This is a genomic window from Candidatus Poribacteria bacterium (assembly GCA_016866785.1).
Taxonomy (GTDB): domain Bacteria; phylum Poribacteria; class WGA-4E.
In genome coordinates this window covers 23,646-40,249 of record VGLH01000018.1, presented here as the reverse complement: position 1 = coordinate 40,249, position 16,604 = coordinate 23,646, and the positions used below count along the sequence as shown (strand labels likewise).

Genomic DNA, 16,604 nt, shown 5'->3' with positions numbered 1-16,604 from the left:
CCACGACGGTTCCACTCGACTGCGAAGATGCGAGGCGAGGGGTCGATGCTGACGTGAGTGATCGTGCTCTTCTTCGCGACGATGACCTTCGGCGTCGCCGTGCCCCGGCACATCGCCGTCCGAAGGACAGAGGCGAAGGCGGGACCGACGTCGTCCATCGTATCCTACGGGAGCGGAGATGAGACCGCTCGATCCTATCTGACGCTGCCTGAAGGAGGGACTCCACCCCACCCGGCGGTCGTCGTCGTGCACGACTGGCAGGGCACGAACGACGCGATCCAGGCGAGTGCACGCCGGCTGGCGCTGTCGGATGACTTCGTCGTCCTCGCGGTGAACCTCTACCATGGAAACGTGCCAAGCGCAGTCGAGAGCGCGTTGACCGAGGGAGCCGTGCTGCGCGACCTGAGCAGCGCGGTCGAATACCTCAAGGCGCGAAGGGACGTGGACCCGACGCGCATCGCCGTAGTGGGCTGGGGCATGGGAGCCGACTACGCGCTAACGTTCGCGTTGGAGCAGACGGACCTGCGCGCCGTGGTTCTCTGCGGAGCTCGGCAGGTTCGGCTGAATGCCAGCTACGAGCGGCTACAAGCGCGTCTGCTCGCCCTTTACGGCGGTCGCGGGTCCGACGTGCCCGTGGAGCGCGTCCGTCAGTTCGAGCAGACGCTGCGCAACCTCGGCAAAGACGCGCAGGTTGCCATCTACCCCAAGGCTGCGCCGGTGTTCGAGGACGCCGGGAGCCCGAACGTGCCGAGACAGTCAGGCACGGCGAACGTCTGGCTCCAGATCGACGATTTCCTGACGTCCGCGTTGGCGCCGATTCCGCTACGACGCCAGAACGCGCTCCCCAACGATGGCGACGCGAGGTAGCGTCGGTTCCCACGCCGAACGAGTCTGGCGGCTGCCTATCGCGCCCACCCCTTCAGCCGACCCCACGCGACCGTCGCCCGACCGACCGGGGACACCGGCTTGAGCCCGAGCGCCGACTCCAACCCTCGGTCGGCGATCAGCGCGATGTCCTCATCCGACAACAGCGTGCGGAACACGGCGACCTCGTCCATCGCCCCGCTCTCGAGCGTTCGTGTCGCCTTCTCGCCGCCGATGTAGAACCCCGACGTGTTGTCCTCGTTCTCCTTGACCTTATCGACGATGCTCAACTCCGACTCGAGAACGCCGTCGCGATAGAGGCGCATCTTGCCGTCGCGGTCTGCCGTGCCAGCCAGGTGATGCCATTTTCCGTCGTTGATCGTGCTGGTTCCGAAGAGGTGGATGCCGTCATTCGTGCCGAGACCCATCCACCACAGCGGCTTCCCGACGTTCCCCGCGTCGAGATTGCCACGCACGCAGAGGATGTAGCCGTGGCGAGGTGCGGCGAACACCGCCTTATGCACTAGAACGGCGTGCCAGTCGGGCGGCTTGCCGGAGTAACGGAACCACGCGACGACCGAGAGATCGTCGCGACCGGCGTCCAGCGCGGGCTGCGCTCCCACATCGACGAACGAGGTCGCGCGGAACTCGACACCGGACCCGATCTTGCCCGCCGTCCATTTCACATCGCCGGTAAGGGTTCCCTTGAGGGCGTTCTTGGAGCCGTCGGCAACGGCATCCCCTTTGTTCTCGTCGAAGAGCCACATGCCCATCAGCGTCGACGCATCGATCCTGGCGTGCGCCTGCGAAGCGACGATCAACAGCGCGACGACGGTCGCCGGCAAGGCGTTCAGCCCCGTGAAGCGAGCTCGCATCGGTACTCCCCTTCCTTTACGTGATCCCGTACGTGATCCCGAGTGGCGGCGTCATTCGAGAGCCATGACGCACCCGTCTCCGCCGACCGGTAGGCTCCCAGCAGGAGCGCCACGGTTTTCAGGTTGTCGTTTCCGCTGTGGCACGGCTCGCGTCCTTCCCGGATCGCGTCCAGCAGTTCCGTCCAGCTCGCCGCCATCGAGTCCGGCAGATGTCCCGCTGGCACGGGCTCTGACCACTGAACGGCGTGATGGCTCGACCGTGTGATGCGGCTTTCCCTCACGACCAGCGAACCCTCCGTGCCATCGATTTGCAGCGTGTTGCTCGCGCCCCTCGCGTGCGACGCCCAGTGGTGGACGAGCGTGGCAATCGCGCCGGAGTCGAGCCGGATGACCACGGAACTGATGTCTTCGCCGGTCGATGAGAGCAATCCGCTCACCGATGTGGACGCGTAGACCGATGTTCCATCGAGCCCCGTGACCCAACGGATGCGGTCGAGCCAGTGGACGCCCATCACGCTGAGTGCGAGCTTATCCGTCGTGTTCCGCCATCCCTCGGACTCGTCCCGCCACACGGCATCGACCAGCAGAACGCTCAGCACATCGCCGATCTCCCCGCCGAGGATGCGCTCGCGAAGCTCGAACGCGGGTGGCATCCAGCGGAAGTTCTGGTTCACGGCGAGCGTCACGCGCGAGGACTTCGCCGCGTCAACGATGGTCCTAGCCTCGTCTTCGGAATGCGTGAAGGGCTTCTCGACCAGCAGGTGTTTGCCCGCGCTCAGGATCGGCAGGCAGACCGCCGCGCGCGTGTCCGGCGGAGTGAGGCACGCCGCGATGTCGAACGCGCCCCAATCGAGAAGGTCATCCAGCGACGCGAAACCGTGCGGGACTCCGTACGCCGACATGCGCTCCTGCCGCAGCGCGTCGCGCGGATCGCAGATCGCCACCACGGTGGCACGGTCCGCCAGCTTGCCGAGAGCTTCCAGGTGCGCCGGGGCGATGCGCCCGCAGCCGATCAGGGCGATCCTCATCGAACGGCTCCACACTGATTTGCACAGTGGCTGTAGACAGACCTCGTCCAGCGACGTATCATCCTGTGAACGAGCCGACGGCGTGAGCAACCAAAGGAACAACCTCCGATGGCGCTGCAAGCTGACGAACTACTCATACCACTCACTGGCGGCTCGCAGACTCCTCGCAAGCAGCCACGACGGCGTGCGAACGGCCTCGATGGCAAGATGTGGACGCGCTACTCGATCTCCATCTGGAGTGACATCCGGCGAACAGCGGAGGAGACTGCCCTACGACACCCGGCGATGTTCCCAGTTGTACTGGCGGAACGCTTGATCCAAGTGTTCACGAACGCCAGCCAGGAGATAGTCCTTGATCCGTTTGTGGGCGTTGGGACGACAGCCCTAGCTGCCAAGAACCTGGGCAAGCACGGCATTGGCATCGAGCTGTCATCAGAGTTCGCCGAGATCGCCCGCCATCGATGCGACGGCGGATCTCTGTTCGACCTGCAGTCATCCGACAGAGGAACCGCGCGCATCTATACGGCTAACGCGCTTAGGCTTGGCGAGTTCGTGGAGGATCACTCCGTAGACCTGGTGATCACGTCCCCACCATACTGGAATGTGCTGGAGGCCAAACGTACGGCGGACCAAAAAGCCAACCGCACCTATGGCGCAGACACCGAAGACTTCGGGAAGATCGCCGACTACGGCGAGTTCCTCAGAGCCCTTCAGCAGGTCTTTCGACTCGTTTCCAGTTCTATGTGCGACGGTGCGTACTGCTGCGTCGTTCTAATGGATATCCGCAAGAAAGACCGTTTCTATCCTTTCCACAGCGATGTAGCCGCATTCATGCAGGAGATTGGCTTTACCTACGATGATCTCATCATCTGGGATCGACGGCACGAATACAACAACATGCGTCCCCTCGGGTATCCCGCCGTGTTCCGCATCAACAAGGCACATGAGTACATCTTGATCCTGCGCAAGCCAATCGCTGCCAGTCGTGGAAGCAACACATCCTAGTGGTTCGCCAGGATTGCGAGGTTGGCTTCGATATTGTGTTGCAGACCCCCGACTGTGAGGTTCGATGAACCGAGGATGGCACAGTACCTGACATCGTCGCGGAACAGGTAGAGCTTCGGATGGAATACGCCTCGAGACCGGGCTCCTGAAGGCGAGATGTGAATCTTGCAGGTGCAGTCGCCTGGGATCGTGGCGAATTCCTCGACGACTTGGCGGTCCGTCAGACGTTCGTCGAGGTCGAGCAAGACTCGTAGCCGTCCGTTCCTCCTGAGGAAGGATTGGGCGTCATCTCGCACGAGCGCGAATGCTCCGACGGACCCATATGCGACCGCCATATATGCGGAGTCCGCCCAGCGCAACGCCGCGCGCAAGGCATCGAGTAGCGTCCCATCGCGGGCCTGCAACAGCTCAACCTGCATCCGTCGTGCCGCCTATCTGACCGCCAACCACGAAGCCGTCAAACGCACGGTGCCACATGGCTCGCAAGTCAGGAATCTACCGAGCGCTGTGCGAGCGGATCGCGCTCACTTCGTCTGCCTCGCAATGAGCGTGAAGCAGAGCGGCAGTTGCTCGCGCTGACGCTCGAAACCCCGGTAGACATTGGCGATGTCGTGCTCGTACTCGCGGAAGTGCTCCAGCGCCAGCCCATTGTCGAGACACGCCGTCAGAATGTCGGAGACTGTGTGCTGGAACCAGTAGACGGGATCGGATTCGTAAGACGCGAACTCGAAGTAGTCCAGCCCGTCGTCGGACCGATGGGGTCCCTTGTCGAAGTAGGAGTACCGGAGCGAGGGTGGAGGCGCGTCGTCGCCCTCGAACATGCCAAGGAATGGGTGTTCGTCGTAGATGAAGAACGCGCCGCCGGCTTGCAGCAGCCGAGCGCAGACGGCGAACGCGCCCGTCAGATCGGGCAACCACCCCAGCGCACCGATGGTGCTGAACGCCACGTCGAACGTACCGTCGTACTCGTGCGGAATCGCGTAGATGTCCGACGCGACGAGCTCGGCGTCAAGTCTGCCCGCCGTTGCGAGCTCCCTGCCCTGGGCGATGAACGCGTCCGCGATGTCGAACCCGACGCACCGACTCGCGCCCAGGTTCTTGACCGAGAGGAGCTCGCGCCCGTTGTTGCAGCAGAGCTGCACGACGGCTTTGCCCTCGACGCCGATGGTCTCCGTCAGGATCGATGTCGCTAGGTCGTCGAGACACGAATAGCCGGGAGCCGCGAAGCGCTCCCGAAGCGTCTCGAACTGCGACGCGCGGTGCACCGGGGCGGCTTGGTTCCAGCCCCGCCGGTTCGCCGACGTGTATTCGGATCGGTTCACGGGATCGGTTGCCTCGGCTACAGACTGCGAGCGTATTCGACCATCGCGCGGACGTTCTCGATGGGGCTCGCTGGCGGGACCTCGCAGCCGGGCCCTGCGACGTATCCCTGCCCGATCGTCGCGTGATCGAACGCGAGCTTCTCGCGCACTTCGTCCGGCGTGCCCGCCAGCAGGTAGCGCACCGGGTCCATGTTCCCCAGGATCGCCAGCCCAGGACGCAGCTTCTGCCGCGCCAGCTCGATGTCCGTGAGGCAGTCGATGTCGATCATGTCGATATCGAGCGTGGCGATGTCGTCGAGCAGGTGGTTCACATTCCCGCAGATGTGGAGCCGCACTGGGCATCCCATTTCGTGGATCGCGTCGATGATCCGCCGCTCATACGGCAGCACAAGCTCGTGGTAGATGCGCCGGTTCACCAACGACGCAGCGGCGTCCCCGATCCCGATCACGTCAACGCCCGCCTCGACCTGCGCGCGTGCGAAGGCGATCTCCATCTCGCAGATGAACTCGAAGAGGTCGCGAACGAACGCCGGATCGTCCACGGCGTCGAGCATGATCTCGTTGATCCCGCGCAGATCGGCTGCTTCCGCCATGGGGCCCTCGATCCAACCGAGGATCGGAATGTCGCCGCCTAGCTCCCGACGGAAGAGCTCCGCCCCTTTGACGCGGTCGTGCATGCGTCCGCCACCCAGCGGATCGGGCTGCTCCAGCCTCCGAAGCTGCCATTTCTCGCGGATCAGGGGGTTCTGCGGATCGTGGGCTGGGGGCTGATCCGGGAACCACCGCACTTCCACGCCGCAGTCGGCGGCTTCACGCGCCGGGTCCGAACACAGCGTCACGATGTCGATCTCCAGCTCCTCGACGCACCGAAGCTGACACTCGACCAGCACGCGGTAGTCGGTCACGTACGGAAGGTATTCCTTGCCAGCGATGCGCGAAGCGAACGTCATGCAGATGGGCTGAACCAGCATTCGTTCCGCCGGTCTGCCCTCGAACAACGCCTGCATCGTCTCGAGCGCGGTCATTCGCGCCTCCTTCTGCGGGCATCATCTGTGGCGATGGACAACGTCAGTCTACCGCCCTCCAGCGCGCCTGTCGAGACACGGAGAACCGATGGCTCATCACGGTCACGGTTCGTCAGCGTAGAGCCGTACCGCTTTCCCGATGTTTGATTGTGGGGGAGCGCGGTGGTACACTCCTGAACACGTTGGGGATTCCCGACGTTGTGAGATGCAGACCCAGCCTGAATCCGGTGAGGTTCAGCCATGAAGCGCGTCTACCTCGAAACGCCTCCTCGCCATCGTTATATGTGGCTGTCGGTTGTGATGGCGCTCGCGGTCCTTGCCGCTGGAATCGCGGCGGCAGCCTCGCGGGACGATCTTCCGCGCCTTCCCAAGGTCGAACTCGCCACGCTGACCGCCGACGTGCGCTCGCTGATCCAGGCAGCGACCGGGAGCTCGCCAGTCGAACGGACGCGGGCGGCAGAGGCGCTCGCTCGAATGGGTGCGCCCGGATCACAGGGATTGACCCATCTGCTCGGAAACAGCAGCGAAGCTGTACGCTGGGAAGCCGCCGCCGCCCTCGCCCAGTCGGACTTGGACACGTCGAGAACCGCGCTTCGAGCCGCGCTGCGAGACTCGAGCTGGGGCGTTCGCAGCGAAGCCGCCCGCAGCCTCGGAAGCATCGGCGACGCCCAGGACAACGCGCTCCTGAGAGCCGTCGCGACATCGGACTCGTCCCCTCCGGTGAGAACAGCGGCGTTGCGGGGCATCGAGCAGATACGTCTCCGGGCCCATGCTCCCGCCAAGACGATTGAGGCGCGACCGCCCTCGGAAACGTCCGCAGCGACGACGGAGATGGGATCCGCGAAGGCTCCCATCACGAGCCGATCCGCGCCGATCAGGACGCCCATGCTAACGCCGCTGGCAGGGCCCGCCCCGGACATTGAGCTAGCTCCTCGCCGCGACTGGCAGGTGAACACTCCAGAAGCCGAGGCTGCCGCCCCCGAGTCCTCGCGCGAGCTGGCGACCGTTTCCGTCGACCGCATGACGCCTGCGACGAACGCCCCATCAGCGGACCCGATGTCCCAGCCGCGAGCTCGAACATCCGTCGCAAAGCCCGCCGAGTTCATCCCCTTGCCGGGCTCCGCCGCCATCGCGCCAACGCGCCCGACAGCCCAGCACACCGACGACGAGATCGACGGCACGGCTCGCCGGATTGACGCCCTCGTCCGCGCCCGCATCGACGAGCTGGGTCTCGAAGCGTCGCCCCAGGCGGACGACGCCGAGTTCCTACGCCGGATCAGCCTCGATCTGACCGGCATGATCCCCGACCCGGACGAAGCCGCGTCGTTCATCATCGGTAAGACCTTCTCGAAACGGCAGCGCAAGATCGACGAGCTCCTCGCCGCCCCTGCATCACTCGACCGGATGTCGAAAGTGTGGACCGACTGGCTCATCGGAGCCCAGGACGAGCATCCGCAGGAGTGGGGCAGGCTTCGCGGGTGGATGCGCGACGCCCTCTCGCGCAACGCGCCCTACGACGCCATCGCCCGGCAGCTCATCGCCTCCGAAGGGCCGTCGCACATCGACGGATCCGCGAGCTACCTGTTGCGCTACGACACCGATCCCGTGGAGATCGCGGCGCGCACGTCGCGCTTCTTCCTGGGTCTGCCCATGCAGTGCGCTCAGTGCCACGACCATCGAACGGAGCGCTGGAAGCAGGCAGACTTCTTCGGCGTCGCGGCGTTCTTCTCGTCCATGCGCCGCGATCCGATCTACGACGAGTCCACGCCCGCAGACGCGTCGGGACAGAGACGGACGTTGGGCGTCTATCTGCGCGACCAACAGCCGCAGACGGTGGGCATTCCGGGCAAGGGCGTGTCGGTTCCGCCGACGTTCCTCACCGGCGACTCTCCGGCGCTCTCGCCGAAGCAGAGCCCTCGCGCGGCGTACGCGGCTTGGATCACGAGCCCGGAGAACCCATACTTCGCCAAAGCAGCGGTCAACCGCATCTGGTCCTACTTCATGGGCAGGGGCATCGTCGAACCCGTGGATGGCTTCGGCGACCAACATCAGCCGACGCATCCAGAGCTGCTCGACTTCCTCGCCAAGGACTTCGCGGCGCACCGGTACGACCTGCGATACCTGGTTCGCGTTCTGCTCAACACCGAGACCTACCAGCGATCGTCTCAGACGACGGAGCGCAACAAGGACGACGACCTCTACCTGACGCACGCGCTGACCCGACCGCTGACGGCTGAACAGTTGTTCGACTCGATCCTCTCGGCGACGAACATCGAAAGCAGCGAGAAGCGACGGCAGCGCGACTTCGAGTCGAAGAAACAGGCATACATGCGCCAGTACCGGTTCCTCTTCGGCAACGATGAGGACGAAGCCGAGGTCATCAACAAAGCGACCATTTCACAGGCGCTGATGATGCTCAACGGCGAGATCGTCAACGAGGGAAGCCGCCGCCGGAGCGGGACGCGACTCGACCGCATCCTGACGACGGCGACGACGCGCGACCGCCGCGTCGAAGCGATCTACGTCTCCGTCTTGTCGCGGTTGCCAACGCCGGCAGAGCGGAGCTATTTCAAACGATACCAAGACTCGAGCTCGTACAGAGACTCGGACAAGTGCTTCGAGGACCTCTATTGGGGTCTGCTGAACTCCGCCGAGTTCGCGACGAATCACTGAGGGGCTTGCCGTGGCACGCACGAGACGTCCATCCGATCCAGTCGCGGCGAATCACCTGCTCGACACGCACCTGACACGTCGGAGCCTGATCAAGAGCGGGCTCTACGGCATGTTTTCGGCTGCGCTCCTCGGTCCGACGAGAACTCTCTCGGCGTTGAGCACGCCCCAGAGCCCTGCCAAGGCGAAGCACTGCATCCTCCTATTCATGAACGGGGGACCCACCCAGACCGACACGTTCGACCCGAAGACTGGCACGTCGAACGGCGGTCCGTTCCGGGCGCTCAAGACCAGCGCGCCGGACATCCAACTGTCCGAGCATCTCCCGCTAGTCGCTGAGCAGGCGCACCATCTGACGCTCATCCGCTCGATGGTCACCAAGGAAGGGAACCACTCAAGAGCCCGATACCTGATGCACACCGGCTACGCGCCGACGAACTCGGTGCAGCACCCGACCATCGGGTCGATCCTCGCGGCGGAGATCGGCGACAGCGATTTCGACCTGCCGAACGCCGTCACGATCAACTCTCCGGCATTCGATGCCGCCTATCTGGGCGCTCAGCACGATCCGTTCTACGTGCCGGATCCGCTGAAGGGGGTCGAGAACCTGTCCTACGCGCCGGAGACGTACCGGGAACGCTTCCGCGCGCGCATGGAGCTCGTCTCGTTCCTGAACGGCGAGTTCGCCAGACGCGTATCGAGCACTTCGAGCGACCGCGACGCCGTCTACGTCAAAGCCGACAAGATGATGCACTCGCCTCTGACGAACGCCTTCGAGCTCGACCAGGAGCCGATGGCAATCCGCGAGGCATACGGCATGAACGCGTTCGGTCAGGGATGTCTCATGGCGCGCCGACTCGTGGAGTCCGGTGTGCGCTTCGTCGAGGTCTCCTTGGACGGGTGGGATACGCACCAGAACAACTTCGAAGCCGTAAAGCGGCTCCTTGGCAACGTCGATCCCGGGATGGGAACGCTGATTCGCGACCTCGCAGATCGCGACCTGCTCAAGGACACGCTCGTTCTCTGGATGGGCGAGTTCGGCAGGACGCCGAAGATCAACGCCAATGACGGGCGCGACCACTGGCCCAACGGGTGGACCGTCGCCATGGCGGGAGGCGGCTTGAGAGGAGGCCGGGTGATCGGCGCGACGGACGAAGCCGGCGAGAACGTCGTCTCTTCGCCCGTCAGCACGACGGACTTCTTCTATTCGTTGTGCGCGCTCTTCGGGATCGATCCGGCTCACGTCAACTACTCGCGCGTCGGCAGGCCCATCAAGATCGTGGACGGCGGAACGCTCATCCCGGAGTTCCTCCCAGCGGCAGGATAGGCTATCCCGTCGAGGCGCTGACCCTCTATCGCCGTCGCTCCCGCGGAAGCGGAAGCGTAGAATCCGGAATCCTGCTTACGCGGGAACGACGAGCCGTGTTGGACCGCGCAGCAGGCGGCGAGACCCGTTCGCGAAACAGCCGTAACGGGCGAGCCCGACCTTGAGGGACGTTCCACGCCGGTCTATAATGCCCAACGGTCTTTGCCCGATTGCACCGCCGCATGTGCGGCACTGCTCTATTGGAGTACGCCCATGGCATTCACGATTTCCCGTGTAGCGACCGGCGCTGCGGCCGTCGTGTGCCTGCTCGCGTGGATCGGCTGCGCCGCGAAGGAAGCTCCGGCAGTCCAGAGCGCGCCTCCTGCCGAGGAAGCAACGATGGCAGAGGAGACGATGGACAAGCCGGAAGTCACCGAAGAAGCGCAGAAGCCAAAGGAGCCCGCTGTGGCTGCCACGGAACAGAAGACGCCTCCCAAGCCCGCTGCGCCAGCGGCTCCCGCGGAACCCTCGCTCCTCGCTCCCTCGTCGTCGCGGCCCGCGCCTCCAGCCGATGAGCCGGACAGCGAAATCGTCGTCATCGACACGACGAAAGGGCGGATCGTCATCGAGTTGTACCCGTCCGACGCCCCGCAGCACGTCGCGAACTTCAAGAAGCTCGTGCAGCAGCGGTTCTACGAAGCCCGCGCGTCGGTGTTCCACCGCTACGAGCCCGGGTTCGTGATCCAAGGCGGCGACCCGCTGGGTCGCGACCGTCAGCGTGCCGGCACGGGCGGACCTGGCTACACGGTTCCAGCCGAGATCAAGCGCAAGCACGTGAAGGGCGCTGTTGCCGCAGCCCGTCTGGGCGACAACGTGAACCCAAAGCGCGAATCCAGCGGCAGTCAGTTCTACATTTGCCTCGACGATCTGCCCGCCCTGGACGGCGCGTATTCGGTCTTCGGGCAGGTAATCGGCGGCATGGATAGCGTCGAGAAACTGCGTGTCGGCGACGAGATCCGCCGCGCGACGCTGGAACCGCGCTCGTCCCACGCTCAATGATCCGCGTTCGGCTCGCAGTCCTCGCCCTCGCAGTCGCCATGACGTACGGATGCCGGTCTGACGCCCAACAGACGTCGCCGGCATCCGCGCCTCCATCGCCGCCGACGCCTGCCGTACCCTCGGCTTCTCGGGCAGCGCCACAGCCCGCAGCCAAGCCGGTTGAGCCGCAGATCGACATCCATCGCGCCAAGGGCGTGATTGTCACCAGCCGCGGCGAGCTGAAGATCGAGTTCTTCGCGGAGGACGCCCCCAAGACCGCCGAGAACTTCATCCGCTTAGCGCAGAAGGGCTTCTATAACGGCCTGCGGTTCCACCGCGTCGAGCCTGGCACGCTCATTCAAGGCGGCGACCCGACCGGAACCGGAGCCGGCGGAGCCGGATGGACGATCCCGTTCGAGGCGAACGACCGCCGGCACCTGATCGGATCGATCGCGATGGCGCGTGGCGGCGACGACCGCAACTCGGCGAGCAGCCAGTTCTACATCTGCCTGAGACCGCTGCCGGAGCTCGACGGCGACTACGTCGTGTTCGGACGCGTCGCGAGGGGCTTGTCCGTGCTGTCGAGCATCGCCGTCGGGGACGTGATCGAACGGGTGGATATCGTCGAGAGCCCCTAGCCGAGAGGCAGCTTCGATGCTCCTCGCGTTGGACATCGGCAATACCGACGTCACCGTCGGCGCGTTCGAGCGAGCCGAGTTGGTTGGCGAGTGGCGCCTGCGCTCCGATGTCGGCAGAACGTCGGACGAGTACGGCACGCTCATGCGCGGCATGCTGCGCAGCGCCGGGCGCGAGCCCGCCGACGTCGCCTCCGTGTGGGGAGCGTCCGTCGTGCCTGCCCTGAACGCGCGGTTCTCCGCCGTGTCGCAGCGCTACTTCGGCTGCGAAATGCGGTGGGTGAACTACGAAACCGACACGGGAGTGCGGCTCGACGTACAGCTTCCCTCGCAGGTCGGAGCAGACCGCATCGTCAACGCGGTTGCCGCCTCTGCTCTACATGGCACACCGGCTGTGGTCATCGACTTCGGCACGGCGACGACGTTCGACGTCGTCCTCGAGGGTCCGTCCTACATCGGCGGGGCGATCCTGCCGGGCATCCAGATTTCGATGGCGGCTCTTTACGAGCGCGCCGCGCAGCTCTCGGCGGTCGAATTATCGAAGCCGCGCCGCGCCATCGGCAGGAATACGGCGGACTGTATCCGCTCCGGCTTCTACTACGGCTTTCTGGGTCAGGTCGAGCGCGTCCTCACGGAGACGGTCGCGGAGATTCCCGGCGAGCCCACGGTGATCGCCACGGGCGGGCTCTCGCGCTGGATCGCGCCAGACCTCACGTCCATCGACGTGGTTGACGACCGGCTGACCCTCAACGGGATACGGATCGTCGCCGACAGGGGAACCGAGTGACAGACTCACGGCCTGTCACTTGCGCGTCCGTGCGGGAGGCGCGCGTGTCTCGATGATGAGCCTGGACCTGATCCCACTGGAGCGTTCCGTGAGCCTTCGACCGCTTCCGGTCGGGATCGCTTTGTACATCGTCAACGAGTCGATTCGTGGCGTCATCCCGCCGTCGGAGTGGGAGTTGCCCGATCACAAGAGATGGTTCGCGGGGATCGTCCGGCGAATGCACGCCCGGTTCGTCGCGGCTCTCTCGGACGAGCAAAGCGAGGCGATTGTCGAGCTGTCGGGGCGTCCCCTCGACGAGATGCACTCGTTCTACCTGGACCCCCAGGTGCTCTTCGACTCGCGGCGGTACCTCCCCGATCCCGACCTGAACGCCGCCACTTGCCTGCGGCGTGTCTACGGGCCCGGAGCGGTCATGGAAGTGTGCGATCTCGTCAAGCGGGAGACGCTGGCGGACCCGCGCGAAGCGGTCTGTTACAGCGTCGATGGCAGGCTGCGCTACCTCGAAGCGATCTGGTAGCGCTCCATCTTCTGGCGCACCTCGTCCGCGATCTCGCAGGCGTGTTCCTCCGACACCTTCAGGCTTTCCCGAAGCTGGTCGAGCACGCTTTGCTCGTCCTGATCTACCGACCCGTCGAGCCACGCTGAGGTCAATGCGTCGCGGAACCGGGCCCGCTGTATCAGTTCGTTCTGCGCCCTAACTCGCCGCGACAACTCGCGCATCACGCCCCGCGCGATATCCGGCTCCAACGCCATTGCGGATGTCAGGTCCTTCTGTCCGATCCGCAGAGTGATCGTGTCCTGAACTGCCGTCACGTCGGCCGATCGTGGTTCGGCATCGATCACCGCCATTTCGCCGAAAAACGCCCGTTCTCCGAGCTGCACCAACTCCTGGTCGCCGATGTGGACGGCAACGCGACCGGACACGACGACGTACATCGAGTCGCCGATCTCGTCCTTGCGCAGGATCGGCCGCGATGCCGTGAACCGTTCCTCCCTCGATCGGACGGCGACTTCGAGCAGGCGTTCGTCACGAACGCTGGCGAACAGCGACACGCTCTTCAGGAACATCACCTTGTCCAGCGTCGACAGCATGGATCCGTCTCCAGATAGCAGACTCCGCAGCGTGATGCCCGGCAGTGAGTGGTCGGCGATGGCTGCTTCCTTCAGCTCGGAGATGGCATCCTGGCTTCCTTGGTGGAACGCTGCCCGGATCGCCTCCTCGCGAGCGACATCCGCTCGATTCGACTTCGCGATGCTGGTCAGGTACGCGCTGGGAAGCGGCGCGCCCGTCAGGACGGCTGTTCGGATGCACACGGCAACCATCCAAGCCGAGTACGTCACGTCGTCGGCGCGCAGAACGTCCGTGAGCAGCGCGTCGATGGTCGCCTCCGGCAGGTCGAATCGGCTTTCTCCGTGCTCGATCTGCCGCGCCGGATCGATGTCGTCAAAGGCGGTCACGACATCCGAGCGGTGCTCGTCATCGAGGATCGTGTCGAGGAGCTCCAGCCCTTTCGCACGCAGCGCCGGTGACTCACTCGACAGATACTGCTCCGCGCTGCCCACCGCGTCGACCGGGTAGACGAGCTGGAGGCATGTCAGGACGCGCTGCCGTCCTGCCCGAAGCCGGTCGGACAACGCGCTGCTCAAGTAGCGCAGTTCCGGGCGCGGGTCCGACGGCGCGGCGAGTCGGATCGTCGTGTAGAGTCCCTCGATCACACGTCGGAGAGCCTCGCGCATCGGCGGGCTGGTGGACAGCCCTCCGCGTTGTCGCACGAAAGCCAGCGCTTCCAGCACCTCGGCGTGAACGACCTCATGGCAGACATCCAGCGCCTCGACGAGCGCATAAACCGCCGGCTCGGCGTCGATCTGCGACAACGCTCGCGCTGCGTGGCGCCGGAGCAGCACCGTCGATCCGGGGTCGCTGACGCGGTTTCGCAGCATCTCGACGGCGGGGATGCCGATCGATGAGGACAGCGTCGTAACCGCGTCGTCCCAGGCGTCGGGATCGCCCAGCGCGTCGATGATCGCCGGGATCAGACGGAGTTCCCCGACCTGACCAGCCCGGCGGATCGCCTCACGCGAAACGACCGGATCCGAGTCGCGGATCAGCGCCACCATCGGTCGGTACAGAGGTCGCAGGTTCGAGCTCGCGATGATCCGACATGCCGCCACGCGCTCGTCCTCGGACGAGTGGTTCAGCATTCGTCGCAGCACGGGCCCCGCCGCGAGAATGCCCTCGATGCCTCCCGCCAGCAGGCAGCCCTCGACCGCCGCCGCCCGTAGCGGCAGCAAGGGATGCGACAGGAGATGCGTCACATCATCGACTGCAGCCTCGGTCATCAGGAGACAGTAGGTGCGTACGGCGCTCGCCTGGACGGCGATATCGAAGCACGCCGGAGCCGCCGTGTGCGCAGGTCCCGGGAGACGCGCCGCGACTGCCTCGATGAGCTCATCGCTCGATGCCCCCGGACGCAGAGCCAGTAGGTCGAGCGCCATCGCCTGGATCTCAGACGACGGATGCTCCATGAGCGGAACCAGTTGGTCGAAGAAACCCTCCGGGCGGAACCGCTCGAGGATGCGCGCCGCCGACAGAACCTGGACCGGGCTGCCGTTCCTAAGGTACCGGAAGAGCTCCGCGACGAGGGTCGGATCGCTTACGTCCAGCGCAACCTGAACGCGCCGACGCTGGGTCGACTCCACAAGAGTCGACAAGTACGACCGCTTGAGCCGCCACACGACGACGAGCCATCCCGCAGCGATGCCGACCAGCCCGAAACTCAGCAGGTGGATGCTCTCGCGGCTCACCAACGAGGTCGTGACGGCGATCAGAACCACGCTCGACAGCCCGACGGAAACGGGATCGATGGCTCCGGTGATGGCGTTCTGCGCACGCCGCGCGATGCCGTCGGGCAGAGCCTGATAGAGCAGCGGTTGCGCGGACGATATGAACGTCCACCGGAACGTGTTGTCGAGGCCTTTGACGACGCATAGGAGCGCAAACAAAGCCCCGACGTTCGCCGCCGTAACACCACCCGCGACCGCCAGACCGACTGGGAGAACCAAGAGCGCCCCGAAGATGCCGAAGCGCGCCAGCACGCGGTTCGTCACGAAGAGCTGTATGAATAGCTTCACGAAGCCCAGCGCGCCGAAGAGGAGCCCGAAGAAACTCGCCAACTCCTCCTCTCTGCCGATGAAGCGCGCCTCCGCCGCCGTCTTGAACTGGTAGTCGACGAAATAGTAGGCAAGCTGCGATGCGAGCACGAACGCGGTGATGAGCAGGACGTATCGCGATTTCCAGAGGGGAGCCGGCGGCTCCTCCGAGTCGCCGGCGCCCGATGCGTCGCTGGGAGTGAAGGCGTGCCGGTAGCGCCGCGCGATCACGGCGAACATCGCTCCCGAAGCAGCGATCAGCGCTAGAATCAGGTAGAGCAGATCGGCGACGGACGGCAGCACGCGTACCAAGCCGGTCACGGCGAATCCGGCGACGATGTCGGCGATGACGGTTCCGCCGCCGATGAACCCGAAGACGCGCTTGGCTTCGCGGATGTTGAAGAGCTGATTCGCTGCCGTCTCCATGTTCAGCGTGATCAGCGTGAACACGACTTCGGCGGCGATCAGGAACAGCGGGAACGCGATGATCCACGACTCACGCGCCGAGGCGATCCCGAAGGCGAGCCTGAACGCGAGGATCAGAACGCCGAGGAAGGCTGTAGAGCCGAGGATGATCCAGACCGCGGACGGCTGCCGCCCAGAGCCGAAGCCGCTGCCGATGCGCGAACGCACCAAGGACACGGCTGGGACGACCACCAGTCCGCTGACGATCCACAGCAGAGGCAGGGCCCGGACACCTTGGAAGCCCATCAGGTTCGAGTCGGCGAAGCGCGTCAGAAACAGGGCGCTCGACGTCATGTCGACGAGAACCATCGTCGACGCGCAGACGAAGTAGTATCCGAGCATGAGGAACGCCCGACTGCGTTCCTGGGCTCGGATACCGAAATAGCGCTCGGCGAAGTTCGTCACGGTCTACCTGAGGCGATGCGGAGCCAGCT

The 16,604-nt window shown here is 64.9% G+C and carries 14 protein-coding genes; 8 read left to right on the top strand and 6 right to left on the bottom strand.

Features of this window, described 5'->3' with window-relative positions; all coding sequences use genetic code 11:
- Positions 1-63: 63 nt before the first annotated feature.
- Positions 64-867: a hypothetical protein gene (locus FJZ36_04515; GenBank protein ID MBM3214160.1), complete on the top strand. Its 804-nt coding sequence runs from the start codon at positions 64-66 to the stop codon at positions 865-867.
- Positions 868-902: 35 nt separating this feature from the next.
- On the opposite strand, the gene FJZ36_04510 is transcribed toward FJZ36_04515, so the two are convergent.
- Together FJZ36_04510 and FJZ36_04505 are read right to left on the bottom strand one after the other, a co-directional pair.
- Positions 903-1,739, bottom strand: coding sequence for a LamG domain-containing protein (locus FJZ36_04510; protein MBM3214159.1), 837 nt, complete (start codon positions 1,737-1,739; stop codon positions 903-905).
- Positions 1,715-2,767, bottom strand: coding sequence for a Gfo/Idh/MocA family oxidoreductase (locus tag FJZ36_04505; GenBank protein ID MBM3214158.1), 1,053 nt, complete (start codon positions 2,765-2,767; stop codon positions 1,715-1,717). Before FJZ36_04505 ends, FJZ36_04510 begins: the two co-directional genes overlap by 25 nt.
- Positions 2,768-2,875: 108 nt before the next feature.
- On the opposite strand from FJZ36_04505, the gene FJZ36_04500 reads away from it, so the two are divergent.
- Positions 2,876-3,772 carry a site-specific DNA-methyltransferase gene (locus FJZ36_04500; protein MBM3214157.1) on the top strand — a complete coding sequence of 299 codons (897 nt, stop codon included), beginning with the start codon at positions 2,876-2,878 and terminating at the stop codon, positions 3,770-3,772.
- On the opposite strand, the gene FJZ36_04495 is transcribed toward FJZ36_04500, so the two are convergent.
- The 3 genes from FJZ36_04495 to FJZ36_04485 form a co-directional block, all read right to left on the bottom strand.
- Positions 3,769-4,191: a hypothetical protein gene (locus FJZ36_04495; protein ID MBM3214156.1), complete on the bottom strand. Its 423-nt coding sequence runs from the start codon at positions 4,189-4,191 to the stop codon at positions 3,769-3,771. The two genes, FJZ36_04500 and FJZ36_04495, sit on opposite strands and share 4 nt — an antisense overlap.
- Before the next feature lie 105 nt (positions 4,192-4,296).
- Positions 4,297-5,436: a class I SAM-dependent methyltransferase gene (locus FJZ36_04490; GenBank protein MBM3214155.1), complete on the bottom strand. Its 1,140-nt coding sequence runs from the start codon at positions 5,434-5,436 to the stop codon at positions 4,297-4,299.
- Complete coding sequence (locus FJZ36_04485; protein ID MBM3214154.1) at positions 5,112-6,119, bottom strand: hypothetical protein; 1,008 nt, start codon at positions 6,117-6,119, stop codon at positions 5,112-5,114. Before FJZ36_04485 ends, FJZ36_04490 begins: the two co-directional genes overlap by 325 nt.
- 240 nt (positions 6,120-6,359) lie before the next feature.
- Between FJZ36_04485 and FJZ36_04480 the strand changes: the two genes are divergently transcribed.
- From FJZ36_04480 to FJZ36_04455, 6 genes are all read left to right on the top strand, one after another.
- Positions 6,360-8,792 carry a DUF1553 domain-containing protein gene (locus tag FJZ36_04480; GenBank protein MBM3214153.1) on the top strand — a complete coding sequence of 811 codons (2,433 nt, stop codon included), beginning with the start codon at positions 6,360-6,362 and terminating at the stop codon, positions 8,790-8,792.
- A 10-nt stretch (positions 8,793-8,802) separates the two neighbouring features.
- A complete protein-coding gene (locus FJZ36_04475; protein ID MBM3214152.1) occupies positions 8,803-10,116 on the top strand; it encodes a DUF1501 domain-containing protein in 1,314 nt (437 codons plus the stop codon).
- A gap of 393 nt (positions 10,117-10,509) precedes the next feature.
- A complete protein-coding gene (locus FJZ36_04470) occupies positions 10,510-11,154 on the top strand; it encodes a peptidylprolyl isomerase (protein MBM3214151.1) in 645 nt (214 codons plus the stop codon).
- Positions 11,155-11,192: 38 nt separating this feature from the next.
- Complete coding sequence (locus tag FJZ36_04465; GenBank protein ID MBM3214150.1) at positions 11,193-11,771, top strand: peptidylprolyl isomerase; 579 nt, start codon at positions 11,193-11,195, stop codon at positions 11,769-11,771.
- A 16-nt stretch (positions 11,772-11,787) separates the two neighbouring features.
- Positions 11,788-12,555: a type III pantothenate kinase gene (locus FJZ36_04460; GenBank protein MBM3214149.1), complete on the top strand. Its 768-nt coding sequence runs from the start codon at positions 11,788-11,790 to the stop codon at positions 12,553-12,555.
- Between the two features lie 88 nt (positions 12,556-12,643).
- Positions 12,644-13,072, top strand: coding sequence for a hypothetical protein (locus tag FJZ36_04455; GenBank protein ID MBM3214148.1), 429 nt, complete (start codon positions 12,644-12,646; stop codon positions 13,070-13,072).
- On the opposite strand, the gene FJZ36_04450 is transcribed toward FJZ36_04455, so the two are convergent.
- Complete coding sequence (locus FJZ36_04450; protein MBM3214147.1) at positions 13,051-16,575, bottom strand: cyclic nucleotide-binding domain-containing protein; 3,525 nt, start codon at positions 16,573-16,575, stop codon at positions 13,051-13,053. The genes FJZ36_04455 and FJZ36_04450 overlap by 22 nt on opposite strands.
- Positions 16,576-16,604: the final 29 nt, after the last annotated feature.